Here is a 24,713-nt window from a genome sequence, read left to right on the forward strand (position 1 = left end):
ACCAAGCTCCGTCACAGAGCGACAGGGACGCCTCAGGGCATCCCGAACGACGGGCACTCACTGCCCGGCGGCACCTCACTGGCAGTGGCGCTCGATGTAGGCCTGCACCTGGCGCACGTCGGCCGGCATCACCTGCACGCGCTTGGGCAGGTCTTCGATGCCGGCGAACTTCGCGGGCCGGTCCGGCGCCTGGCCCAGGGCCTCGACGATGGTCTCGGCGAACTTGATCGGCAGGGCCGTCTCCAGCACGATCATGGGCACCACCGGGTCGCTGTGGTGTTCCAGCGCCACCTTCACGCCGTCGGCGGTGTGGGTGTCGATGGTCACGCCATGGCGCTGGAAGTTGTCGCGGATGGTGGCCAGGCGGTCGGCATGGGTGCTCTTGCCGCTCGCGAAGCCGTAGCGGGTGGCCGCCTCGGCAAAATGCGGGTCAGCGCTCAGGTCGAATTGGCCCTCCTTGGCCAGCGCATCGCCGAACAGGGCCTTGGTGCGCGCACCATCGCGGCCGAGCAGGTCGAAAACGAATCGCTCGAAGTTGCTGGCCTTGCTGATGTCCATCGAGGGGCTCGAGGTTTCGTGCGTGTCGGCACTGCTGCGCACGCGGTACACGCCGGTGCGGAAGAACTCGTCGAGCACGTCGTTCTCGTTGGTGGCCAGCACCAGCTTGGCAATCGGTAGGCCCATGGAGCGTGCCACATGGCCCGCGCAGATGTTGCCGAAGTTGCCGCTCGGTACCGTGAAGCTGACCTGCTGGTCGTTGCGCTCGGTGGCCTGCACGTAGCCGGCGAAGTAGTAGACCACCTGGGCCAGCAGGCGCGCCCAGTTGATGGAGTTGACGGTGCCAATCTTGTACTTGCGCTTGAAGGGCAGGTCGTTGCTCACGGCCTTGACGATGTCCTGGCAGTCGTCGAACACGCCTTCAATGGCGATGTTGTGGATGTTCTCGTCCTGCAGGCTGAACATCTGCGCCTGCTGGAAGGCGCTCATGCGGCCGTGCGGGCTGGTCATGAAGACGCGCACACCCTTCTTGCCGCGCATGGCGTACTCGGCCGCGCTGCCGGTGTCGCCGCTGGTGGCCCCGAGGATGTTGAGCTCTTCGCCGCGCCGGCCCAGTTCGTATTCGAACAGGTTGCCCAGGAGCTGCATGGCCATGTCCTTGAAGGCCAGCGTGGGGCCGTTGGACAGGCCTTCGAGCCACAGGCTGTTTTCCAGGTGGCGCAGGGGCACGATCTCACCGGTGCCGAAGACCTCGGCGGTGTACGTCTTCTCGCACAGGGCCTTGAGGTCGGCGGCTGGGATGTCGTCGATGTAGAGCGACAGGATCTGGAAGGCCAGCTCGGCATAGCCCTGCTCGTGGTAGGCCTTGCGCAGGCGCGTGAGCATGGCGTCGTCGACCTGCGGGTAGTGCTCGGGCAGGTACAGGCCGCCATCGGGGGCCAGGCCTTCGAGCAGGATGTCGCAGAACTGCTTGCGGTCTGCATGGCCGCGGGTGCTGAGGTATTTCATGGGGATTTCAGTCTGCGTTCAGGGCGCGGGTGCCGGCCTCAGTTGAGCTCTTCCTTGCGGATGCGCGTGATCGGCGCCAGCACGGTGGGCAGGGCTTGCATCTGGGCCAGCACGGTGTCCATGGTGCCTTCGCGCGTCTCGTGCGTGAGGATGATGAGGTCGGTCTGCGTGGAACCTTCCCCACCCACCTCGTCGGCTTCGCGCTGCAGCATGGCGTCGATGCTGATGCCGGCTTCGGCCAGCAGGCCCGTGACCTTGGCCAGCACGCCGGCCTGGTCGGCCACGCGCAGGCGCAGGTAGTAGCTGGTGACCACTTCGCTCATGGGCAAGAGCGGCAGCGTGCCCATGGCATCGGTCAGCGTGTTGGCCTGGAAGGCCAGGTGCGGCACGCGGTGCTCGGGGTCGGCCGTGTGCAGGCGGGCGATATCCACCAGATCGGCGATCACGGCGCTGGCGGTGGGCTCGCTGCCCGCGCCCTTGCCGTAGTACAGCGTGGTGCCCACGGCATCGCCCTGCACCACCACGGCGTTCATGGCGCCCTCGACGTTGGCGATCAGGCGCTTGGAAGGCACCAGGCTCGGGTGCACGCGCAGCTCGATCCCCTTGTCCGCGCGCTTGGTGATACCCAGCAGCTTGATCCGGTAGCCCAGCTGCTCGGCGTACTTGATGTCGGCCGCACCGAGCTTGGTGATGCCTTCGACGTAGGCCTTGTCGAACTGCACCGGGATGCCGAAGGCAATCGCGCTCATCAGCGTGACCTTGTGCGCGGCGTCCACGCCTTCGATGTCGAAGGTGGGGTCGGCCTCGGCATAGCCCAGGCGCTGCGCTTCCTTGAGCACCACGTCGAAATCCAGGCCCTTGCTGCGCATTTCGGACAGGATGAAGTTGGTGGTGCCGTTGATGATGCCGGCGATCCACTGGATGCGGTTGGCCGTGAGGCCTTCGCGCAGCGCCTTGATGATGGGGATGCCACCAGCCACGGCCGCCTCGAAGGCCACCATCACGCCCTTGGCCGATGCGGCCGCGAAGATCTCGGTGCCGTGCACGGCCAAGAGCGCCTTGTTGGCGGTGACCACGTGCTTGCCGGCAGCGATGGCTTCGAGCACCAGCGCACGCGCAATGCCGTAGCCGCCGATGAGCTCGATGACGATGTCGATGTCGGGGTTGGCGATGATGGCGCGCGCATCGTTGACGACCTGGATGCCAGCGCCCACGGCGGCCCGGGCACGCTCCACGTCCAGATCGGCCACCATGGTGATCTCGATGCCGCGGCCCGCGCGGCGGCGGATTTCTTCCTGGTTGCGCTGCAGCACGTTGAACACGCCGCTGCCGACGGTGCCGATGCCCAGCAGGCCTACTTGGATGGGTTTCATGGTCATAAAAATCAGGGTTTCTTGGAAACAGGGTTGGTGGGCAGGACCACCATGGCGGTATAGGCGGGCAGTTGCCAGGCGCCGCCGGCAAAGCCTCGGCACATGCTGTCGCCCGATTCGCCGGTGCGCACGAAGCTGCGGCCGTCGAAATGCCATTCCTCGATGGACCAGCAGTCACCGATGCCGCGTCCCTTCATGGAGGAGCGGATCGAGCCGTCTGCCGCATCGAATTCGCCTTCGGCGTCGAGTTGCTGCGGCTGGTAGGGCGGGCGGTCGTTGGCCAGCCAGTTCAGTCCACCGAAATTGTAGGCGCCCATGGCACAGGGGATGGACAGCAGTACCTTGCCATCCGTGAGGCGATGCACCTGCACGTCGGCCGGTTGGGGCGCGTCGCCATTGCAGCGCCCGGCCACTTGCTTGGCGTCGATGGCGCCCAGCAGCGGCCTGGCGAGTGCAGCATCGCCCTTGCGCGCGGGCAAGGGGCGCACGGCGTTGACCGTCGGCGCGGGCACCGGGGCCGGCACCGACGACTCGGCCTGGGTACCGCGCCGCACCAGGGCGCCTGGCGTGCCGACGCGGCCCTGGGCCTCGTCCATCTTGAGCAGCACCGCGTTGGCACCGGCGAGCGACAGCACCCACCGGTCCTTGCCCGCCGTGACGATGGCCTCGTCGTTCTTCTGCAGCTCCTGCAGCAATGCCGCCACCTGGCCTGCGGGAACGCGGGGAATGTCGCCCGCGAGGCCGGCCAGCGAGAGCTTGCCCACCTGGAGGTTCAGCGATGCCGGTGTGGCCTTCTCAGTCGACACCTGTAAATCCACCAGCACCGGCGTGCCGGGCCCGGCTGCGCGCGTCAGGCGGATGGAGACGGGTTCGGAATCCCCGGCTTCCGCCTGGTAGCCCACGGCCCGGCAGGCACGGGTGTTGTCGCACTGCAGGCCCCAGTCCTTGTGCGTGAAACCTACGGGCGCCTTGTCGGCGGCCTGCACCGGCAGCACCGGCGCGGCCAGGCTGGCGAGCATTGCCAGGACACGGGCGGCAAGGCGGTGGCGCATGGGGCAGGTCTCCTGTCGGTCAGCGGGCCCGGCCGCCTCAGGCCGCCGCAGTCTGCTGGCGCTTGCGGTACTGCTCCAGGAAGCGGGCCACGCGGCCGATGGCGTCGCGCAGGTCGTCCTCGTGGGGCAGGAACACGATGCGGAAATGGTCGGGCGCGGCCCAGTTGAAGCCCGTGCCCTGCACCAGCATGACCCTGGTTTCCTGAAGCAGCTCCAGGAAGAACTGCTGGTCGTCCTGGATGGGGTAGATGGCCGGGTCCAGGCGCGGGAACATGTAGAGCGCCGCGCGCGGTTTCACGCAGGTGACGCCCGGGATGGCCGTGATCAGCTCGTAGGCCAGGTCGCGCTGCTTGCGCAGGCGCCCGCCCTCGCACACCAGCTCGTTGATGCTCTGGTGGCCGCCCAGTGCGGTCTGGATGGCCCACTGCCCCGGCACATTGGCGCACAGGCGCATGTTGGAGAGCATGTTCAGGCCCTCGATGTAATCGCGCGCCGGTTTCTTGTCGCCCGAGACCACCAGCCAGCCCGCACGGTAGCCGCAGGAGCGGTAGCTCTTGGACAGCGAGTTGAAGGTGAGCGTGAGCACATCCTCGCTGAGCGAACCGATGGCGGTGTGCGTGGCGCCGTCGTACAGCACCTTGTCGTAGACCTCGTCGGCAAAGATCACCAGGCCATGCTCGCGCGCAATGGCCACGATGCCCTTGAGCAGTTCGTCCGAGTACAGCGCGCCTGTGGGGTTGTTCGGGTTGATGACCACGATGCCCTTGGTGCGCGGCGTGATCTTGGCGCGGATGTCGTCCAGGTCGGGCATCCAGCCATTGGCCTCTTCGCACAGGTAGTGCACGGGCGTGCCGCCCGAGAGGCTGGCCGCCGCCGTCCACAGCGGGTAGTCGGGCGAGGGCAGCAGCAGCTCGTCGCCATTGTCCAGCAGGGCGTTGGTGGCCATCACGATCAGCTCGCTGGCGCCGTTGCCCAGGTAGATGTCGTCCAGGGCCACGCCCTTGATGCCCTGCTTTTGCGTCTCGTGCATCACCGCCTTGCGCGCCGCGAAGATGCCCTTGCTGTCCGAGTAGCCGGCCGAATTGGGCAGGTTGCGGATCATGTCCTGCTGGATCTCTTCGGGCGCATCGAAGCCGAACACCGCGAGATTGCCGATGTTCAGCTTGATGATCTTGTGGCCCTCCTCCTCCATCTGCTTGGCCGCGTCCATGATCGGGCCCCGGATGTCGTAGCAGACGTTGGCAAGCTTGGCGGATTTCTGGACGGTTTTCATGCGCTGGAGGGTGCGGTGGAGAAAAAGTGCGGTTCGCACCAGGGTCAGCCAAAGGGGCCGTCCGGTGGGCGAAACCTATAATTTGACCACAGATCACCAGCGAGGCGGGCCCGGGGCCCGCAGCGCGCGCACCCACCGCACACCATGAAATTCCAGCCGGACAAAGCCAACGCACAAACCGTCACGGGCTACGGCCCGGGCTGGATCGGGGTGGATGGCGAAAAGATCACCCACAGCGTGATCGTCGGCTCGGACGGGCTGCGCCAGGCCTGGCCCTGCACGCGCTTCGAGGACCTCACGGCCGAACACTTTGCCGAACTGGCGAAGCTCGAGACCGAGCTGGTCATCTTCGGCAGCGGCCAGCGCAACCGCTTTCCACCGCCGGCCTGGCTGCAGCCGCTGATGGCGCGCCGCCTGGGCCTGGAAACCATGGACACGGCTGCCGCCTGCCGCACCTACAACATCCTGGCGGGCGAGGGGCGCAACGTGGTTGCGGCGCTGCTGCTGGAGCCGACGCCCTGACGCCGGGGCCCGGATACACGCGCCACAGGGCCCGCAGGTACCGAACAGGTTCCGGCCTGTGTACTTTGGTTACAGAATGCGATTCGCGAAAGAGTCCGTTTCAGGGTAAAATCTCCGGTTGCGGTCAGGGGCCTTCCAAAAGCAATAACACCCCCACTCCCCTGGCTTATCAACGACTACATCCTGAGAGATTGAAGTGATATGGCGATCGTTGTCAACAAACCCCTCCCTGAATTTGAAGCCAACGCAACCGGTGGAATCAAGGTCTCCAACACCTCCCACCTTGGCCAGATTCTGGTTCTGTACTTCTATCCCAAGGACAACACCCCGGGCTGCACGACGGAGGCCATGCAGTTCCGCGACAAGTACAAGGACTTCGTGAAGGCCGGCGCCGCCGTGTTCGGCGTGTCGCGCGACAACATGAAGTCGCACGACGACTTCAAGGAAAAGCTGGAACTGCCGTTCGAGCTGATCGCCGATACCGAAGAGAAGATGTGCCACATGTTCGGCGTGGTCAAGAACAAGATCATGTACGGCAAGAAGGTCAAGGGCATCGAGCGCAGCACCTTCCTGATCGGCCCCGACGGCCTGCTGGTGCAGGAATGGCGCGGCCTGAAGGTCCCCGGCCATGTGGACGAAGTGCTCAAGGCCGTCAAGGGCATCAAGGCCCTGAAGAAGGCCGCCTGATTCCCGGCCACCCGGGCCCCACCCCCGCGCTGCGGGGATGCGCCACGGGGAATAGGCATAATGGTTCAATGCCCCTGGAAACTGCAACGCTTCCCTCCCCCAAAAAAGCCGCCTTGGCCTCCAGGCGGCTTTTTGTTTTCTGAATACCCCACTGCCCGAGGCCCTGCTTACCATGCCCCTTCCTCCCGCTCCCGCCCGACGCGCCGCCCTGCTCTCCCCCGAAGCCTATGACGTGGTAGCCCGACCCGGCCGCACCCAGCAGCCCGACGCCCCCGAAGCCGTGGAATCCGCCGCCCCGCGCGCCCCCGCCCGCAAGACCGCGCCCCGCGCTGCACTGCAGGCCGTGCCGAGCACCACGCTGCAGGCGGCCGAGCAACGCCCTGCAGGCCGCAGCCGCAGCGAACCGGCCGCAGCCCCTGCACCCACAGCCCCCGCCACCGCCCGCAGCACCACGCCCGGCCGCAAGACCGCCCGCACGGCGGCCGCCCCCGCTCCTGCAGCGGCGCCCGCCAGCCGCACCAGCGGCAGCACCAAGCGCGCACGCCCGAGCGGCCCGTCCAAGCTGTTCGTGCTGGACACCAACGTGCTGCTGCACGACCCGACCAGCCTGTTCCGCTTCGAAGAGCACGACATCTTCCTGCCGATGATCGTGCTGGAGGAGCTCGACGGCCACAAGAAGGGCATGACCGAAGTGGCCCGCAACGGCCGCCAGACCAGCCGCACCCTGGACGCCCTGGCCGGCGTGCACGGCGCCGACATCGCCCACGGCCTGAAGCTCGACTCCACGGGCCAGCGCGCCGCCGGCGGCCACCTGTTCTTCCAGACCGCGCCGCTGGACTACAGCCTGCCCACCAGCCTGCCCCAGGGCAAGGCGGACAACCAGATCCTGGGCGTGGTGGAAGCCCTGCGCAAGCTGCACGCCCCGCGCGAGGTGGTGCTGGTGTCCAAGGACATCAACATGCGCGTCAAGGCGCGCGCCCTGGGCCTGAACGCCGAGGACTACCAGAACGACAAGACGCTGGAAGACGGCGACCTGCTGTACTCGGGCGTGCTGGCCCTGCCGCCGGACTTCTGGGTCAAGAGCGGCAAGAACGTGGAAAGCTGGCAGAGCGGAGTACACACTTACTACCGCATCGGCGGCCCCATCGTGCCGCAGCTGATGATCAACCAGTTCGCGTACTTCGAGGCCCCCGGCGAGCCCAGCCTGTTCGCGCGCGTGAGCGAGATCCGCGAAAAGACCGCGGTGCTGCAGACGCTCAAGGACTACGGCTCGGCCAAGCATGCCGTCTGGGGCGTGACCACGCGCAACCGCGAGCAGAACTACGCCATGAACCTGCTCATGGACCCCGAGATCGACTTCGTGACGCTGACCGGCACGGCCGGCACCGGCAAGACCCTGCTGGCCCTGGCCGCAGGCCTGACCCAGGTGCTGGACGACCGCCGCTACACCGAGATCATCATGACCCGCGCCACGGTGAGCGTGGGCGAGGACATCGGCTTTCTGCCCGGCACGGAAGAAGAGAAGATGGGCCCCTGGATGGGCGCGCTGGACGACAACCTCGAGTTCCTGGCCAAGGGCGACGGCGGCAATGCCGGCGAGTGGGGGCGTGCCGCCACCAACGAACTGATCCGAAGCCGCATCAAGATCAAGAGCATGAACTTCATGCGCGGGCGCACCTTCCTGAACAAGTACGTGATCATCGACGAGGCGCAGAACCTGACGCCCAAGCAGATGAAGACGCTGATCACGCGCGCCGGCCCAGGCACCAAGATCATCTGCATGGGCAACCTGGCACAGATCGACACGCCCTACCTGACCGAAGGCTCCTCGGGCCTGACCTATGCGGTGGACCGTTTCAAGGGCTGGCCGCACAGCGGCCACATCACGCTGGCGCGAGGTGAGCGCTCACGCTTGGCAGACTTTGCCAGCGAGGTACTCTGACGAACCGCGCTGCCCAACAATGAAAAGGCCCCTGCCGATGGCAGGGGCCTTTTTTATTCCGATGGCGCCTGAGATGGGCGCGCCCTCGCCAGCGCCCCCGTGCAAGGGCCGCCCCGCCGCACCGGGGGCGTCCCCCTCAGGGGGAAGGCGCGAAGCGCCTCAGGGGGCGGGGTCAATAATCATCACCACCGCTGCCCATGGCCAGGTTCTCGAAGCGGGTCTGGTTCTTCTGGAAGAACAGCTTCACGGTGCCGGTGGGGCCGTTACGCTGCTTGCCGATGATGACCTCGGCCACGTTGGGCTCCTTGCTGTCCTTGTTGTAGTAGTCGTCGCGGTAGATGAACATGATGATGTCCGCATCCTGCTCGATGGCGCCCGATTCGCGCAGATCGGACATCATGGGGCGCTTGTCGGTGCGCTGCTCCACCGAGCGGTTGAGCTGCGAGAGCGCGATCACGGGGCATTGCAGCTCCTTGGCCAGCATCTTCAGGCCCCGGGAGATCTCGCCCAGTTCGGTGGCGCGGTTGTCGGCGCTGCCGGCGCCCGAGCCGCTCATGAGCTGCAGGTAATCGACCACGATCAGGCCGAGCTTGCCGCACTGGCGCGCCAGGCGGCGGGCGTTGGCACGCAGCTCGCCCGGCGTCAGGCCCGGGGTTTCGTCGATGTGCAGCGACACGGTGCGCAGGCGCTCGATGGCCTCGGTCAGGCGCGGCCATTCGTCGTCGGTGAGCTTGCCGGTGCGCAGGTTGCCCTGGTTCACGCGGCCGATGGAGCCCACGATACGCACCGCCAGCTGGGCGGCGCCCATTTCCATCGAGAAGATGGCGACCGGCAAGCCTTCGTTGAGCGCCACGTGTTCGGCGATGTTCACCGCGAACGAGGTCTTGCCCATGGAAGGGCGCGCCGCCAGCACCACCATGTCGCCGGCCTGCAGGCCCGAGGTCATGCGGTCCAGGTCGGCAAAGCCGGTGGGCACGCCGGTCACATCGACCGGGTTGTCGGCCATCTCCTGCACCTTGTCGAGCAGGTCGATCACCAGGTTGTCGAGCGACTGGAAGCCCTGCTTGGTGCGCGAGCCCTCTTCGCCGATCGCGAAGATCTTGGCCTCGGCCTCGTCCAGGATGCGCTCCACCGTCTTGCCCTGGGGATTGAAGGCGTTGGTGGAGATTTCGTCGCTGGCCGTGACCAGCTTGCGCAGGATGGCGCGCTCGCGCACGATTTCCGCATAGCGGCGGATGTTGCTCGCGCTCGGGACGTACTGCGCCAGGTTGTTCAGGTAGGCCAGCCCACCTGCATCCTGGGCGTTGCCCTGGTTCTTCAGGTGCTCGAAGACGGTGATCACGTCGGCCGGCTTGCTGCCATTGATCAGCGCACCGATGGCCGAGTAGATCATCTGGTGCTCGTGCCGGTAGAAGTGGCTCTCGACCAGCAGGTCGCCCACGCGGTCCCAGGCGTTGTTGTCCAGCAGCAGGCCGCCCAGCACACTGGACTCGGCCTCGATGGAGTGCGGCGGCGTGCGCAGCTTGGCAATCTCCTGGTCCTCGCTGGAACCGGATGGCGGCACGAAACCCTGTTCGTCAAGCGGGGGGAAGACAGCGGACATGGAATTTCTCCGGGCAGGGACCTGATGGAGCGCACCCCCTCACCAGCACGGTCTGGCATCCGGGGATAAGCCTTGGGGCAATCTGTGGATTACCGGTGGGCAATCCTGTACAGATGGCGCAGTCGCAAAGACAAAAGCCGCCCGAGGGCGGCTTTCGCGGCAAGTCACGCAGGTTACTACGTGCTGGCGATCAGGCGGTTTCGCCGTAGACCGACACAGTGACGTCCACCACCACGTCGGTGTGCAGAGCCACGCTGACCGTGGTTTCGCTGACGACCTTGATCGGGCCGTTGGGCAGGCGAACCTGGGCCTTGGCGACCTTGTAGCCTTGCTTGTTCAGCTCTTCGGCGATGTCCTGGTTGGTCACGGAACCAAACAGACGGCCGTCCACGCCAGCCTTTTGCGTCAGCTTGACCGTGGTGCCGGCCAGCTTTTCGCCTTCGGCCTGGGCTTGCGCCAGCTTGGCGGCAGCAGCCTTTTCCAGTTCGGCGCGCTTGGCTTCGAACTCGGCCTTGGCCGATTCGGTGGCGCGGCGTGCGCGGCCCGAAGGGATCAGGAAGTTGCGTGCGTAGCCGTCCTTGACCTTGACGATTTCGCCCAGGTTGCCGAGGTTCACAACCTTGTCGAGCAGAATGATTTGCATGGGTTGTGCTCCTTAGATCTTGTGCTGGTCGCTGTAAGGCACCAGGGCCAGGAAGCGGGCGCGCTTGATGGCGGTGTTCAGCTGGCGCTGGAAGATGGCGCGCGTGCCGGTCAGGCGCGCGGGGATGATCTTGCCGTTTTCGGCGATGAAATCGCGCAGCGTGTCGACATCCTTGTAGTCGATTTCTTCAACACCGGTCACCGTGAACCGGCAAAAGCGCTTGCGCTTGAACAGCAGGGACTGGGTGTTGCGCTTTGGGCGCTTGTCTTTGTTGAACTTCTTGAACGTGGCCATTGCGGACCCCTTGAAAATTAATTTTGTTGAATATCCTGGATGTGGAGCACAGCGTTCCTGCCATTGCGCGGCGTGGCGAGAAAGCCGCTGAAAGTCCATCGACTTCCAATCTGCTGCCTCGCAAGCCGCTCGGCCATCGCACCGAATGCGACGGCCTTCATGGCTGCCTTGACATCCCGCGGTTCGCCTGCCTCGTTCTGCCTGGACTCGTGTTCGAGCCGAAGGGCAAGGGCGGGCAAGCCGGCGGGGGTGTAGCGCAGGGCCTCAGCCTCGGCGATACAGGCCGTCAAGACGACGCGGTTCTCCACTCCCGAAAGGGCGGTGGACGATCAGCGCTCGCCGGCAGCGGCGTATTCCGCCTGGCTGGCCTTGCGGGCTTCTTCGCGCTCGACGGTCTTCATCATCGAAGATGGGCCCGTGTCGGCCTTCTTCTTCTGAACCGTCAGGTGGCGCAGCACGGCGTCGTTGAACTTGAAGGCATGCTCCAGTTCAGCCATCACGGCCTGGTCGGCTTCGATGTTCACGCACAGGTAGTGGGCCTTGGCCAGCTTGTTGATCAGGTACGCCAGTTGACGGCGGCCCCAGTCTTCCACGCGGTGCACCTTGCCACCGCCAGCGGTGATCATGCCCTTGTAGCGCTCCAGCATGGCTGGAACTTGTTCGCTTTGATCCGGGTGGATCAACAAAATGATTTCGTAATGACGCATGCAGACTCCTTTTGGGTGAAACCACCCGCTGCGTCTAGAAGCGGTGTGGCAAGGGCAAAGCCGTAGATTATAGCCCGCATCTTTGACCTTGTACACTCACCCCTGCTCCAAGAGGCTTGCCGCCCGGCCAATCCCCTCGCCCAGGTCGCCGCAGATGTCCCCCGCATTGCGCGCGAACTTGAAATACCACACACACGCCCAACCTTGTGCGCGTACTGTTTTATTTACGAAGACCAAGACATGTCCGACAACAGCCAGCCAACCACCTCCCAAGACGCCTCCCCCGAAGAAATTGAAGCCGCCATGGCCGCCAATGCCTCTGACGAGCTGGCGCGCCTGCAAGGCGAGCTGGCCGAGCTCAAGGCCAAGAGCGCCGAGCTGGCCGACCAGTTCCTGCGCGCCAAGGCCGAGGCCGAAAACGCCCGCCGCCGCGCCGAGGACGAGGTCACCAAGGCGCGCAAGTTCGGCATCGAGAGCTTTGCCGAGAGCCTGTTGCCCGTGGCCGACAGCCTGGACGCCGCCCTGGGCATCAAGGAAGCCACCCCCCAGCAACTGCGCGAAGGCGCCGATGCCACCCTGCGCCAGCTGACTTCGGCGCTGGAGCGCAACAAGGTGCTGGCCATCAACCCGCCTGCCGGCGAGAAGTTCGACCCCCACCAGCACCAGGCGATCAGCGTGGCGCCTGCCGAGCAGGAGCCCAACACCGTGGTGGCCGTGCTGCAAAAGGGCTACAAGATCGCCGACCGCGTGCTGCGCCCGGCCCTGGTGACCGTCACCGCTCCCAAATAAAAAATGGTGGATAACGGCTTGAAGCCAGCCAAGTTATCCACACGTTACTAGTTATCCAAATCACTCAAACATCGCGGAGAAGAACATCATGGGAAGAATCATCGGTATTGACCTGGGCACCACCAACAGCTGCGTTTCCATCATGGAGGGCAACACGACCCGCGTGATCGAAAACAGCGAAGGCGCCCGCACCACGCCCTCCATCGTGGCCTACCAGGAAGACGGCGAGATCCTCGTCGGCGCCTCGGCCAAGCGCCAGGCCGTGACCAACCCGCGCAACACGCTGTACGCCGTGAAGCGCCTGATCGGCCGCAAGTTCACCGAGAAGGAAGTGCAAAAGGACATCGACCTGATGCCCTACAAGATCGTGGCCGCCGACAACGGCGACGCCTGGATCGAAGTGCGCGGCAACAAGCTGTCGGCCCAGCAGGTGTCCGCCGACATCCTGCGCAAGATGAAGAAGACGGCCGAAGACTACCTGGGCGAGCCCGTGACGGAAGCCGTCATCACCGTGCCCGCGTACTTCAACGACGCCCAGCGCCAGGCCACCAAGGACGCCGGCCGCATCGCAGGCCTGGATGTCAAGCGCATCATCAACGAGCCCACCGCCGCGGCCCTGGCCTTCGGCCTGGACAAGCAGGAAAAGGGCGACCGCAAGATCGCCGTGTATGACCTGGGCGGCGGCACGTTCGACGTGTCCATCATCGAGATCGCCGACGTGGACGGCGAAAAGCAGTTCGAAGTGCTGTCGACCAACGGCGACACCTTCCTGGGCGGCGAAGACTTCGACCAGCGCATCATCGACTACATCATCAGCGAGTTCAAGAAGGAACAGGGCGTGGACCTGTCCAAGGACGTGCTGGCCCTGCAGCGCCTGAAGGAAGCCGCCGAAAAATCGAAGATCGAGCTGTCCAACTCGGCCGCGACCGACATCAACCTGCCCTACATCACGGCAGACGCCTCCGGTCCCAAGCACCTGAACATCAAGCTGACCCGCGCCAAGCTGGAAGCCCTGGTGGAAGAGCTGATCGAGCGCACCATCGCGCCTTGCCGCACGGCCATCAAGGACGCTGGCGTGTCGGTCTCCGACATCCACGACGTGATCCTGGTGGGCGGCATGACCCGCATGCCCAAGGTGCAGGAGAAGGTCAAGGAGTTCTTCGGCAAGGAACCGCGCAAGGACGTGAACCCCGACGAAGCCGTGGCCGTGGGCGCCGCCATCCAGGGCCAGGTGCTCTCGGGTGACCGCAAGGACGTGCTGCTGCTGGACGTGACCCCCCTGTCCCTGGGCATCGAGACCCTGGGCGGCGTCATGACCAAGATGATCACCAAGAACACCACGATCCCGACGAAGTTCGCACAGACCTTCTCGACCGCCGACGACAACCAGCCGGCCGTGACGATCAAGGTGTTCCAGGGCGAGCGCGAGATGGCTTCGGGCAACAAGCTCCTGGGCGAGTTCAACCTGGAAGGCATTCCACCCGCATCGCGCGGCACGCCGCAGATCGAAGTGTCGTTCGACATCGACGCCAACGGCATCCTGCACGTGGGCGCCAAGGACAAGGGCACGGGCAAGGAAAACAAGATCACCATCAAGGCCAGCTCCGGCCTGTCGGAAGAAGAGATCCAGAAGATGGTGAAGGACGCCGAACTGAACGCGGCCGACGACAAGAAGAAGCTGGAGCTGATCCAGGCACGCAACCAGGGCGAAGCCGCCGTGCACAGCGTGAACAAGAGCCTGGCCGAGCATGGCGACAAGCTCGACGCCAGCGAGAAGGAAGCCATCACCTCGGCCGCAAAGGCCCTGGAAGACGTGCTCAAGGGCGAAGACAAGGCGGCCATCGAGGAAAAGACGACGGCCCTGATGGCCGCCAGCCAGAAGCTGGGCGAGAAGATGTACGCCGACGCGCAAGCCGCGCAGGCGGCCGCCGGCGCCGGCGCGGGTGACGCCTCGGGCGGCCAGCAGGCATCGTCCTCCTCCGCCAGCAGCAAGCCCGACGACGACAACGTGGTCGATGCCGAGGTGAAGGAAGTCAAGAAGGGCTGAACACGCCCCGTTTGACCCGAGCCGCCGCGCGAGTTTCCTGACCGGGGGGCTTGCGCGGCGTTCCTGTTCCAACCGGGCCCAGAAAGACCATGTCCAAACGAGACTTTTACGAAATCCTGGGCGTTCCCAAGAACGCTTCGGATGAAGAGATCAAGAAGGCCTATCGCAAGCTCGCGATGAAGCACCACCCCGACCGCAACCAGGGTGATGCCTCCAAGCCTGCCGAAGAGAAGTTCAAGGAGGCCAAGGAGGCCTACGAGATGCTCTCCGATCCGCAAAAGCGGGCGGCCTACGACCAGTACGGCCACGCCGGGGTGGACCCGAACATGCGTGGCCCCGGCGGCGCGGGCGCCGAGGGCTTTGGCGGCTTCGCCGAGGCGTTCGGCGACATCTTCGGCGACATGTTCGGCCAGCAGGGCGGGCGTGGGCGTGGCGCCGGTGGCCGCCAGGTCTACCGCGGCAGCGACCTGAGCTACGCCATGGAGATCACCCTGGAGGAAGCCGCACGCGGCAAGGATGCGCAGATCCGCATCCCCTCGTGGGAGAGCTGCGACACCTGCCACGGCAGCGGCGCCAAGCCCGGCACCAGCGCCAAGACCTGCGCCACCTGCACGGGCAGCGGTACGGTGCAGATGCGCCAGGGCTTCTTCAGCGTGCAGCAGACCTGCCCGCACTGCCGCGGCACGGGCAAGATCATTCCCGAGCCCTGCACCACCTGCCACGGCCAGGGCAAGCTCAAGAAGCAAAAGACGCTGGAGGTGAAGATCCCTTCGGGCATCGACGACGGCATGCGCATCCGCAGCACCGGCAACGGCGAGCCCGGCACCAATGGCGGCCCGCCAGGCGACCTGTACATCGAGATCCGCCTGAAGAAGCACGACATCTTCGAGCGCGATGGCGACGACCTGCACTGCCAGGTGCCGGTGAGCTTCATCACCGCCGCGCTGGGCGGCGAGATCGAGGTACCCACGCTCGCCGGCAAGGCGGCCATCGACATCCCCGAAGGCACGCAGGCCGGCAAGCAGTTCCGCCTGCGCGGCAAGGGCATCAAGGGCGTGCGTGCCAGCTACCCGGGCGACCTGTACTGCCATATCGCGGTCGAGACCCCGGTCAAGCTGACCGAGCACCAGCGCAAGCTGCTGCGCGAACTGGAAGACTCCCTGAAAAAGGGCGGCGCCCGCCACTCGCCCAGCGGCGAGAGCTGGACGGACCGGCTGAAGAACTTCTTCAGCTGAGCACCCAGCCTCTGCCCCGCCACCGCACGGCGCCGCCAGGCCCGTGCGGTTTTTTCATGCCCGCGCACGCCAGAAAGGCCGCATGCGCGATGGACGACATCGCGGTTCGCGATGACAGCCGGGTACTTTTTACAGGAAAATACGCTGACGCCCTCTCCAAACGAGAAGCACCAAGAACCCAGAGACCCGATGAAAAGCTCCGAGCGCAGTTTTGCGCGCCGCATTGACCTCACTTCGCTGCAACTGTTCGTGGCGGTGTGTGAACTCGGCAGCATCGGCCGTGCGGCAGAGCGCGAATTCATCGCGGCCTCGGCCGTCAGCAAGCGCCTGTCGGACCTGGAAACCGCCGTGGACACGGCCCTGCTCTATCGCCACAGCCGCGGCGTGACGCTGACGCCTGCGGGCGAGAGCCTGCTGCACCATGCGCGCACGGTGCTGTTCGGCCTGGAACGCATGCAGGGCGAGCTCAGCGAATACGCCGACGGCGTGCGCGGCCACGTGCGCATGCACGCCAACATCTCGGCCATCTTCCAGTTCCTGCCGGAGGACCTGGGCGCCTTTGCGCGCGAGCACAGCCAGATCAAGATCGACCTGCAGGAGCACCTGAGCAGCGATGTGCTCAACGCCGTGCACGAGGGTGCCGCCGACCTGGGCATCTGCAACGTCGGCATGGCCACCGGCACCGGCGGCAACGAGCTGCAAAGCCGCCCCTACCGCGCCGACCACCTGGTGCTGGTGGTGCCCGAGGCGCATGCGCTGGCAGAGCACAGCGCCATCGGCTTCGAGGAGGTGCTGGACTGGGACATCGTCGGCCTGCACGCCAACAGCAGCATCAGCCTGGCCATGCGCGCCGCGGCAGCCGCGGCCGGGCGCCCGCTGCGCCAGCGCATCCAGGTCACCGGCCTGGATGCCATGTGCCGCATGATCGACAACGGCCTGGGCGTGGGCCTGCTGCCCGACCGCGCCTTCGAGCTGATGCGCGGCGTGGGCCACCTGCGCGCGATACCGCTGGCCGAGGCCTGGGCCCACCGCGAGCTGCGCGTGGTGGCCCGCGATTTCGACGCCCTGCCCGTGACCGCCAGGCTGCTGGTGGAGCACCTGGCACCGCAGCAGTCCGGGGTGGCGCGCACGCACGCCGCGCCCGCCACCGAGGCGCTCGCCCCCCAGGGCAGGCCCCACTAAAATCACATTACCCACCTGAAAGAGACGCACCATGGGACGCACCCTGTACGACAAGATCTGGGACGAGCACGTCGTCCACACCGAAGAGGACGGCACCTCCATCCTCTACATCGACCGGCACCTGGTGCATGAAGTCACCAGCCCCCAGGCCTTCGAAGGCCTGCGCGAGGCCGGCCGCAAGGTCTGGCGCACCAGCTCCATCGTCGCCACCGCCGACCACAACACGCCCACCACGGGCTGGGAGAGCGGCTACGACGGCATCACCGACCCGATCAGCAAGGAGCAGATCACCACGCTGAACGACAACATGGCGCAGATCCACCCTGCGGCGTTCTTCCCGTTCATGCACAAGCGCCAGGGCATCGTCCACGTGATCGGACCCGAAAACGGCGCCACCCTGCCGGGCATGACCGTGGTCTGCGGCGACAGCCACACCAGCACGCACGGCGCCTTCGGTGCGCTGGCGCACGGCATCGGCACCTCCGAAGTCGAGCACGTCATGGCCACGCAGACCCTGCTGGCCAAGAAGGCCAAGAACATGCTGGTGCAGGTGGACGGCCAGCTCGCCAAGGGCATCACCGCCAAGGACGTCGTGCTGGCCATCATCGGCAAGATCGGCACGGCTGGCGGCACGGGCTACACCATCGAATTCGCGGGCTCGGCCATCCGCAGCCTGTCCATGGAAGGCCGCATGACCGTGTGCAACATGGCCATCGAAGGCGGCGCGCGCGCCGGCCTGGTGGCCGTGGACGACAAGACCATCGAGTACGTGCGTGGCCGCCCCCTGTCGCCCACGGGCGTGGAGTGGGACCAGGCCGTCGCCTACTGGAAGACCCTGCAGTCGGACCCCGACGCGCACTTCGACACCGTGGTCAAGCTCGACGCGGCCGAGATCCAGCCGCAGGTCACCTGGGGCACTTCGCCCGAGATGGTGCTGGGCATCGACGCCCGCGTGCCCGACCCCGACAAGGAAAAGGACGCCAACAAGCGCGGCGCCATCGAACGCGCGCTGACCTACATGGGCCTGCCCCCCGGCAAGCCGATCAACGACATCACCATCGACAAGGTGTTCATCGGTTCGTGCACCAACAGCCGCATCGAGGACATGCGCGAAGCCGCTGCCGTGGTCAAGAACCTGGGCCGCAAGGTGGCCAGCAACGTGAAGCTGGCCCTGGTGGTGCCCGGCTCGGGCCTGGTCAAGGAGCAGGCCGAGCGCGAAGGCCTGCACGAGATCTTCAAGGCCGCGGGCTTCGAGTGGCGCGAGCCCGGCTGCTCCATGTGCCTGGCCATGAACGCCGACCGCCTGGAGCCCGGCGAGCGCTGCGCCAGCACCAGCAACCGCAACTTCGAAGGCCGCCAGGGCGCCGGCGGGCGCACCCACCTGGTGAGCCCCGCCATGGCCGCAGCTGCGGCCGTGCATGGCCACTTCGTGGACATCCGCCAGTTCTCCTGAACCCTTTCACCCCTCCATTGATCCAACGCCCGTTGGCCTTTTCACCCACCGACCGAAGGAGTCCCGTCATGAAGAAGACCGCCACTTTCATCGCCCTTTCGCTGGCCTTCCTGCTGGCCGGCTGCAACACCGTCAAGGGCGTGGGCCAGGACGTCCAGCGGGCCGGCGGCGCCCTTGAGCGCGCCGCCAACAAGTAAGGCAAGCCACCATGCAGAAATTCACCGTGCACAAGGGCCTCGTGGCCCCCATGGACCGCGAGAACGTCGACACCGACGCCATCATCCCCAAGCAGTTCCTCAAGTCGATCAAGAAGACCGGTTTCGGCGTGAACCTGTTCGACGAATGGCGCTACCTGGACCATGGCGAGCCCGGCCAGGACCCCGCCAGCCGCAAGCCCAACCCCGACTTCGTGCTCAACCAGCCGCGCTACCAGGGTGCCAGCGTGCTCATCGCGCGCAAGAACTTCGGCTGCGGATCGAGCCGCGAGCACGCCCCCTGGGCGCTGGACCAGTTCGGCTTTCGCGCCGTGATCGCGCCGAGCTTCGCCGACATCTTCTTCAACAACTGCTTCAAGAACGGCCTCCTGCCCATCGTGCTGTCCGAGGCCACCGTGGCCCAGTTGTTCGACGAGGTGGCGGCCTTTCCCGGCTACCAGCTCACCGTCGACCTGGAACGCCAGGTCGTCGTGCGCCCACAGGGCGAAGAGATCCCGTTCGAGGTGCAGGCGTTTCGCAAGTACTGCCTGCTCAACGGTTTCGACGACATCGGTCTGACCCTGCGCCAGTCCGACAAGATCCGCGCCTTCGAAGCCCAGCGCCTGGCCACCAAGCCCTGGCTGGCGCACAGCATGGTCTCCTGACCCCACCACCAGTTCATCGACCAGTGGCTGTCCACCCGGCAATGGCGCCGGGGCGCGGCCATTCACTTTAAGAAGAAGTCCTTCATGAAAATCGCAGTTCTGCCGGGAGACGGCATCGGCACCGAAATCGTCGCGGAGGCCGTCAAGGTTCTCGAAGTGCTGGACCTCCAGTTCGAGATGGAATCGGCCCTGGTGGGCGGTGCCGCCTACGAGGCGCACGGCCACCCCCTGCCCGACGCCACGCTCAAGCTGGCCAAGGAGGCCGATGCCATCCTGTTCGGCGCCGTGGGCGACTGGAAGTACGACAAGCTGGACCGCCCCCTGCGCCCCGAGCAGGCCATCCTGGGCCTGCGCAAGAACCTGGGCCTGTTCGCCAACTTCCGCCCTGCGATCTGCTACGAGCAACTGGTGGGCGCATCGAGCCTCAAGCCCGAACTCATTTCGGGCCTGGATATCCTCATCATCCGCGAGCTCACGGGCGACATCTACTTCGGCCAGCCGCGCGGGCGCCGCATCGCCACCGACGGCCACTTCCCCGGCGCCGAGGAAGCCTTCGACACCATGCGCTACAGCCGCCCCGAGGTGGAGCGCATCGCCCACGTGGCCTTCCAGGCCGCACGCAAGCGCAGCAAGCGCGTGACCAGCGTGGACAAGGCCAACGTGCTCGAGACCTTCCAGTTCTGGAAGGACATCGTGACCGAAGTCGGCAAGGAATACCCCGACGTGGAACTGGACCACATGTACGTGGACAACGCCGCCATGCAACTGGTGCGCGCGCCCAAGAAGTTCGACGTGGTGGTCACCGGCAACATGTTCGGCGACATCCTCTCGGACGAGGCCTCCATGCTCACCGGCTCCATCGGCATGCTGCCCTCGGCCTCGCTCAACAGCAGCAACCAGGGCCTGTACGAGCCCAGCCACGGCAGCGCCCCCGACATCGCGGGCAAGGGCGTGGCCAACCCGCTGGCCACCATCCTCTCGGCGGCGATGATGCTGCGCTTCTCGCTGAACCAGGAAGCCGCCGCCCAGCGCATCGAGGCCGCCGTGCAGAAGGTGCTGGCCCAGGGCCTGCGCACGCCCGACATCTGGAGCGAAGGCACGACCAAGGTCGGCACCGCGCAGATGGGCGATGCCGTGGTGCAAGCGCTGAAGTAAGCGCGGCAGCGCGCAGGCAACTGCTGCATCGTGCAAAGGGCGGTCCAAGGACCGCCTTTTTCATTGCGGCATGCCGCCAACGCCCCCTTGAGCGCCTTGCCGGGCTTGCGATATACTCGGCGCCTTATGTTTGCCGCCCACACGTTCGCCCTGAACATTGCACCCGCCGCCACGGCCGGTGTGGCTGCGCGCGCAACCATCACCAAAACCACGACCATTAAGGGCTGACTCAGCCTGGTTCGTCGTGCGCCCTTCCTGGCCTGACGAGCCAGGCGAGCAGTCCGGTCTGGCACTGTTTCTTAATCTGAAAAGGGGCGTTGAAATGAGCAAGTTGGTAGGTTTGGTCGGCTGGCGCGGCATGGTCGGCTCGGTGTTGATGGATCGCATGGCCGAAGAAAATGACTTCGACCTGATCGAGCCCTTGTTCTTCTCCACCTCCAACGCGGGCGGCAAGGCCCCTGCAGCGGCCAGGAACGAGACCACGCTGCAGGATGCGTTCAACATCGACGCCCTGAAGCGCTGCGACATCATCATCACCGCCCAGGGCGGCGAGTACACCTCCGAAGTCTTCCCCAAGCTGCGCGCCACCGGCTGGAACGGCCACTGGATCGACGCCGCCTCGACGCTGCGCATGGAAAAGGACGCCGTCATCATCCTCGACCCCGTGAACCTGCCCGTCATCCAGGACGCGCTGGCCAAGGGTGGCAAGAACTGGGTCGGCGGTAACTGCACCGTCAGCTGCATGCTGATGGGCGTGGGCGCGCTGTACAAGGCCGGCCTCGTCGAGTGGATGAGCACCCAGACCTACCAGGCCGCCAGCGGCGGCGGCGCCCAGCACATGCGCGAACTGCTCACGCAGTACGGCACGCTGAACGCCGAGGTGAAGTCCCTGCTGGACGACCCCAAGAGCGCCATCCTGGAGATCGACCGCAAGGTCATCGCCAAGCAGCGTGCGCTGACGGGCGCCGAGACGGCCAACTTCGGCGTGCCGCTGGGCGGCTCGCTGATCCCCTGGATCGACAAGGACCTGGGCAACGGCATGTCCAAGGAAGAGTGGAAGGGCATGGCCGAAACCAACAAGATCCTGGGCCAGGGCGAGGGCTTCGGCTCGAGCGCCATCCCGGTGGACGGCTTTTGCGTGCGCGTGGGCGCCATGCGCTGCCACAGCCAGGCGCTGACCTTCAAGCTCAAGAAGGACGTGCCCGTGGCCGACATCGAGGCCATGATCGCCGCCGACAACGAGTGGGTGAAGGTGGTGCCCAACACGCGTGAAGCCACCATCAAGGACCTGACCCCCGTGGCCGTGACCGGCACCATGACCATCCCTGTGGGCCGCGTGCGCAAGCTGGCCATGGGCCCCGAGTACGTGGGCGCCTTCACCATCGGCGACCAGTTGCTCTGGGGCGCCGCCGAACCCCTGCGCCGCATGCTGCGCATCCTGCTGGCAGCCTAAGCTACCCCCGGGCAAGTCCTGTCGAAAGCGCGCGCAATGCAGATTGCGCGCGCTTTTTTGCGCCTGGCAGCCTGACACACCCGGTTACGTGACGTTGGCAATTGGCAACATCTAAACGCCCCAATCTGGTGCATGAACACCAGGGGCAAAGCTTCCGCGCCACCTCAGCTTGTCAGTGCAAAACATTGATGCTATGGTGCTTTTTACATATTTTCACGCGCCGGGGCGGGACCAGACCATGAGAAAAACAGCACCGCTCGACCGAGCCGCACAACCCAATCAGTTGATGGCAAACATGCATCGTTGGAAATTTTCTGTGCTGGCGGCTGCGGCCGTGGCAACCGCAGGGCTCTATGCCACCGATGCCTCCGCGCTCGCGCTGGGCCGCATCACCGTGCAATCCGCGCTGGGCGAGCCCCTGCGCGCCGAGATCGACCTGCCGCAGATCACCCCTGCAGAGGCAGAGACGCTGAAGGCCAGCACGGCCACGCCGGAAGTGTTTCGCGCCCAGGGCATGGAGTACTCGCCCACCATGAACAACCTGCAGGTGCAACTGCAACGCCGCGCCGATGGTTCGGCCGTGCTGCGCCTGTCCAGCGACCGCCCGGTGAACGACCCCTTCGTCGATCTGGTGCTCGACGCCACCTGGGGCTCGGGCCGCCTGGTGCGCAGCTACACCATGCTGTTCGACCCGCCAGCGATGCGCCGCCCAGCTCCAACGGTCACCGCAGCGCCCCAGATCACCCCCCCGGCTTCGCGCACCGAGACCCCGCCCGCCGTGGCTGGCCGTCCTTCGAGCGCAGCAGCACCCGCCGCCGCTGCCCGTGCACCGGCCGCGCCGCGTGCCACGCCTGCCGAAGGCAGCGTGACCGTGCAGCCGGGCGACACGGCTGGCCGCATCGCCAATGCCAACCGCCCAGATGGGGTTTCGCTCGACCAGATGCTGGTGGCCATGCAGCGCGCCAATCCGGACGCCTTCATCGGCGGCAACATCAACCGCGTCAAGGCCGGCGCCGTGCTGCAGATGCCCGACCAGGCCACGGCCCAGGCCACGCCTGCGCCCGAAGCCCGTCAGATCCTGGCCGCGCAGAGCCGTGATTTCAACGCCTTCCGCCGCAAGCTGGCCGAATCCGCCCCGTCCACCACCGTGGCATCGGCCGAACGCTCGGCCACGGGCTCGGTGCAGACCCGGGTGGAAGACAGCAAGCCGGCCACCACGGCCCCCGACAAGCTCACGCTGTCCAAGGGCTCCGTGAAGGGCCAAAAGGCCGCCGAAGACCAATTGGCCAAGGACAAGCAGGCCAGCGACGCATCGGCCCGCATGGCCGAGCTGTCCAAGAACATCAGCGACCTGAACAAGCTGGGCGCCGCATCGGCCGCAGCCCCCTCGACGCCGGCCACACCGGCAGCACCGCCCGTTGCTGCCCCCGCAGCCCCCGCGGCGAGCACACCCGCCCAGGTGGCCGTGCCCGGCGTGCCCGCCACGCCAGCCGCCCCCGAAGCCCCACCGGCAATGGCGGCCTCCGAACCCACCAGCGGCGCATCGGCCGAGGCCAGCGCAAGCCCTGCGTCGGATGCGGCCCCTGCAGCCCCAGCAGCCCCCGCCTCCAAGCCCATCGTGCTGCCGCCACCCACACCGGTGGCAGAGCCCGGCTTCTTCGATGGCCTGCTCGACGACCCGCTGATCCCCCTGGCCGGTGGCGGCCTGCTGGCCCTGCTGCTGGGCTATGGCGCCTACCGCGTGATCCAGCGCCGGCGCAACAATGCGGGTGTGGACAGCTCCTTCCTGGAAAGCCGCATCCAGCCCGATTCGTTCTTCGGTGCCAGTGGCGGCCAGCGCGTGGACACCGCCAACAGCGAGATGACCACCGGCTCGTCGATGGCCTACTCGCCCAGCCAGCTCGATGCCGGCGGCGATGTGGATCCCGTGGCCGAAGCCGATGTGTACCTGGCCTACGGCCGCGATCTGCAGGCCGAGGAAATCCTCAAGGAAGCCGTGCGCCACAACCCGGCCCGCGTGTCCGTGCACGTGAAGCTGGCCGAGATCTATGCCAAGCGCCAGGACCGCAAGGCCCTGGAGGCCGTGGCCGGAGAAGTCTTCAAGCTGACGCAGGGCGAGGGCCCCGACTGGGCGCGCATCGTCGACCTGGGTCGCGGTATCGAGCCTGAAAACCCGCTGTACCAGCCCGGCGGCCGCCCCGGCATGGTGGAAGACGAGAGCCCCTCGGTTCCCGGCGCGTTCGTGAGCACCTTCACGGGTGCCCCCGTGGCCTCCGCCGCCCTGCCACCCGATCTGGACCTGGACCTGGACCTCGATCTGCCCGACGACGCGCTGACCGATGCACCGCCTGCCCCCCCCGGCGGATTTGCGGCCGCCGCGGCGGCGGCCACCGCTACGGCCGCTGCACCCGCACCACGCGCACCGCAGCGCATGGAGCCCGTGCTGTCCAGCGACGATTTCGACCTGCCCGACCTGTCGGCCGATGCGGCCTGGAATGCGCCGGCACCGGCCCCCACGCCTGCACCGGCAGCCCGTGCGGCAGCGCCCAGCGATGAACTCACCATGGCGCCCACCGGCCCCATGCCGCTGGCCGACGCCCAGGACTCCGGTCCGATGGACTTCGACCTGGGCGAGCTGTCGCTGGACCTGACGGCGCCCTCCAAGCCCATGGCCGCCCCGGCTTCGCGCGAAGTGGAAATCCCCACGGCCGCCGTGCCCATCTCGCCGGAAGACGACGGATCGGCCGCTGCCCAGGACGACCCGCTGGCCACCAAGCTGGCACTGGCCGAGGAGTTCAACGCCATCGGCGACACCGACGGTGCACGCACGCTGATCGAAGAGGTCGTGGCCGAATCGAGCGGCGCCCTGCGCACCCGCGCCCAGCGCATGCTGGTCGAACTGGGCTGATGCACTCGGCTGCCACGGCCCTGAGCTACC

General features: G+C 66.3%; 22 protein-coding genes. 13 read left to right on the forward strand and 9 right to left on the reverse strand.

The features are described 5' to 3' along the window. Nucleotides 1-75: 75 nt before the first annotated feature. From thrC to U5N23_RS28400, 4 genes are read right to left on the reverse strand one after another with little or no spacing between them, the layout of a single operon-like run. Nucleotides 76-1,506 carry a threonine synthase gene (thrC, locus tag U5N23_RS28385; RefSeq protein WP_322596047.1) on the reverse strand — a complete coding sequence of 477 codons (1,431 nt, stop codon included), beginning with the start codon at nucleotides 1,504-1,506 and terminating at the stop codon, nucleotides 76-78. Between the two features lie 38 nt (nucleotides 1,507-1,544). Further along, the gene (locus U5N23_RS28390) at nucleotides 1,545-2,879 is read right to left on the reverse strand and encodes a homoserine dehydrogenase (protein ID WP_322596048.1); all 1,335 of its coding nucleotides are present in this window, start codon (nucleotides 2,877-2,879) and stop codon (nucleotides 1,545-1,547) included. 11 nt (nucleotides 2,880-2,890) lie between these two features. Next, nucleotides 2,891-3,931 carry a DUF1176 domain-containing protein gene (locus U5N23_RS28395; RefSeq protein ID WP_322596049.1) on the reverse strand — a complete coding sequence of 347 codons (1,041 nt, stop codon included), beginning with the start codon at nucleotides 3,929-3,931 and terminating at the stop codon, nucleotides 2,891-2,893. 37 nt (nucleotides 3,932-3,968) lie between these two features. Continuing rightward, nucleotides 3,969-5,204 carry a pyridoxal phosphate-dependent aminotransferase gene (locus U5N23_RS28400; protein ID WP_322596050.1) on the reverse strand — a complete coding sequence of 412 codons (1,236 nt, stop codon included), beginning with the start codon at nucleotides 5,202-5,204 and terminating at the stop codon, nucleotides 3,969-3,971. A 144-nt stretch (nucleotides 5,205-5,348) separates the two neighbouring features. Between U5N23_RS28400 and U5N23_RS28405 the strand changes: the two genes are divergently transcribed. The 3 genes from U5N23_RS28405 (at nucleotide 5,349) to U5N23_RS28415 (ending at nucleotide 8,355) form a co-directional block, all read left to right on the forward strand. Continuing rightward, nucleotides 5,349-5,726, forward strand: a complete 378-nt coding sequence (locus U5N23_RS28405) for an Mth938-like domain-containing protein (RefSeq protein WP_322596051.1) — start codon at nucleotides 5,349-5,351, stop codon at nucleotides 5,724-5,726. A gap of 201 nt (nucleotides 5,727-5,927) precedes the next feature. Next, nucleotides 5,928-6,413: a peroxiredoxin gene (locus tag U5N23_RS28410; protein WP_322596052.1), complete on the forward strand. Its 486-nt coding sequence runs from the start codon at nucleotides 5,928-5,930 to the stop codon at nucleotides 6,411-6,413. A 172-nt stretch (nucleotides 6,414-6,585) separates the two neighbouring features. Next, a complete protein-coding gene (locus U5N23_RS28415; RefSeq protein WP_322596053.1) occupies nucleotides 6,586-8,355 on the forward strand; it encodes a PhoH family protein in 1,770 nt (589 codons plus the stop codon). A 172-nt stretch (nucleotides 8,356-8,527) separates the two neighbouring features. Here U5N23_RS28415 and dnaB read toward each other — a convergent pair whose 3' ends face one another. From dnaB to rpsF, 5 genes are all read right to left on the reverse strand, one after another. Beyond that, nucleotides 8,528-9,958 carry a replicative DNA helicase gene (gene dnaB, locus U5N23_RS28420; RefSeq protein WP_322596054.1) on the reverse strand — a complete coding sequence of 477 codons (1,431 nt, stop codon included), beginning with the start codon at nucleotides 9,956-9,958 and terminating at the stop codon, nucleotides 8,528-8,530. A 190-nt stretch (nucleotides 9,959-10,148) separates the two neighbouring features. Then, the gene (rplI, locus tag U5N23_RS28425; protein WP_007850065.1) at nucleotides 10,149-10,601 is read right to left on the reverse strand and encodes a 50S ribosomal protein L9; all 453 of its coding nucleotides are present in this window, start codon (nucleotides 10,599-10,601) and stop codon (nucleotides 10,149-10,151) included. A gap of 12 nt (nucleotides 10,602-10,613) precedes the next feature. Further along, complete coding sequence (rpsR, locus tag U5N23_RS28430) at nucleotides 10,614-10,895, reverse strand: 30S ribosomal protein S18 (protein ID WP_005795932.1); 282 nt, start codon at nucleotides 10,893-10,895, stop codon at nucleotides 10,614-10,616. A gap of 17 nt (nucleotides 10,896-10,912) precedes the next feature. Then, a complete protein-coding gene (gene priB / locus U5N23_RS28435) occupies nucleotides 10,913-11,203 on the reverse strand; it encodes a primosomal replication protein N (protein ID WP_322596055.1) in 291 nt (96 codons plus the stop codon). 21 nt (nucleotides 11,204-11,224) lie between these two features. Then, nucleotides 11,225-11,602 carry a 30S ribosomal protein S6 gene (rpsF, locus tag U5N23_RS28440; protein WP_057202142.1) on the reverse strand — a complete coding sequence of 126 codons (378 nt, stop codon included), beginning with the start codon at nucleotides 11,600-11,602 and terminating at the stop codon, nucleotides 11,225-11,227. Nucleotides 11,603-11,842: 240 nt separating this feature from the next. Between rpsF and grpE the strand changes: the two genes are divergently transcribed. The 10 genes from grpE (at nucleotide 11,843) to U5N23_RS28490 (ending at nucleotide 24,683) form a co-directional block, all read left to right on the forward strand. Continuing rightward, on the forward strand, nucleotides 11,843-12,391 hold the full coding sequence (gene grpE, locus U5N23_RS28445) for a nucleotide exchange factor GrpE (protein WP_057202141.1): 549 nt from the start codon (nucleotides 11,843-11,845) through the stop codon (nucleotides 12,389-12,391). Nucleotides 12,392-12,479: 88 nt separating this feature from the next. Further along, entirely contained in the window at nucleotides 12,480-14,438 is a 1,959-nt protein-coding gene (dnaK, locus tag U5N23_RS28450) for a molecular chaperone DnaK (protein WP_322596056.1), read from the forward strand. An 89-nt stretch (nucleotides 14,439-14,527) separates the two neighbouring features. Then, nucleotides 14,528-15,673, forward strand: coding sequence for a molecular chaperone DnaJ (gene dnaJ / locus U5N23_RS28455; RefSeq protein ID WP_322596057.1), 1,146 nt, complete (start codon nucleotides 14,528-14,530; stop codon nucleotides 15,671-15,673). Between the two features lie 189 nt (nucleotides 15,674-15,862). Beyond that, a complete protein-coding gene (locus U5N23_RS28460) occupies nucleotides 15,863-16,855 on the forward strand; it encodes a LysR family transcriptional regulator (protein WP_322596058.1) in 993 nt (330 codons plus the stop codon). Nucleotides 16,856-16,886: 31 nt separating this feature from the next. Beyond that, nucleotides 16,887-18,308, forward strand: coding sequence for a 3-isopropylmalate dehydratase large subunit (gene leuC / locus U5N23_RS28465; RefSeq protein ID WP_322596059.1), 1,422 nt, complete (start codon nucleotides 16,887-16,889; stop codon nucleotides 18,306-18,308). A gap of 68 nt (nucleotides 18,309-18,376) precedes the next feature. Beyond that, complete coding sequence (locus tag U5N23_RS28470) at nucleotides 18,377-18,505, forward strand: entericidin A/B family lipoprotein (RefSeq protein WP_007850089.1); 129 nt, start codon at nucleotides 18,377-18,379, stop codon at nucleotides 18,503-18,505. A gap of 11 nt (nucleotides 18,506-18,516) precedes the next feature. After that, nucleotides 18,517-19,167 carry a 3-isopropylmalate dehydratase small subunit gene (gene leuD, locus U5N23_RS28475; RefSeq protein ID WP_322596060.1) on the forward strand — a complete coding sequence of 217 codons (651 nt, stop codon included), beginning with the start codon at nucleotides 18,517-18,519 and terminating at the stop codon, nucleotides 19,165-19,167. A gap of 84 nt (nucleotides 19,168-19,251) precedes the next feature. Continuing rightward, complete coding sequence (gene leuB / locus U5N23_RS28480) at nucleotides 19,252-20,322, forward strand: 3-isopropylmalate dehydrogenase (protein ID WP_322596061.1); 1,071 nt, start codon at nucleotides 19,252-19,254, stop codon at nucleotides 20,320-20,322. Between the two features lie 322 nt (nucleotides 20,323-20,644). Further along, entirely contained in the window at nucleotides 20,645-21,775 is a 1,131-nt protein-coding gene (gene asd, locus U5N23_RS28485; RefSeq protein WP_322596062.1) for an aspartate-semialdehyde dehydrogenase, read from the forward strand. Between the two features lie 286 nt (nucleotides 21,776-22,061). Continuing rightward, nucleotides 22,062-24,683: a FimV/HubP family polar landmark protein gene (locus U5N23_RS28490; protein ID WP_322596063.1), complete on the forward strand. Its 2,622-nt coding sequence runs from the start codon at nucleotides 22,062-22,064 to the stop codon at nucleotides 24,681-24,683. Nucleotides 24,684-24,713: the final 30 nt, after the last annotated feature.

Origin of the sequence: Acidovorax sp. (assembly GCF_034519795.1) — a bacterium.
Taxonomy (GTDB): domain Bacteria; phylum Pseudomonadota; class Gammaproteobacteria; order Burkholderiales; family Burkholderiaceae_C; genus Acidovorax.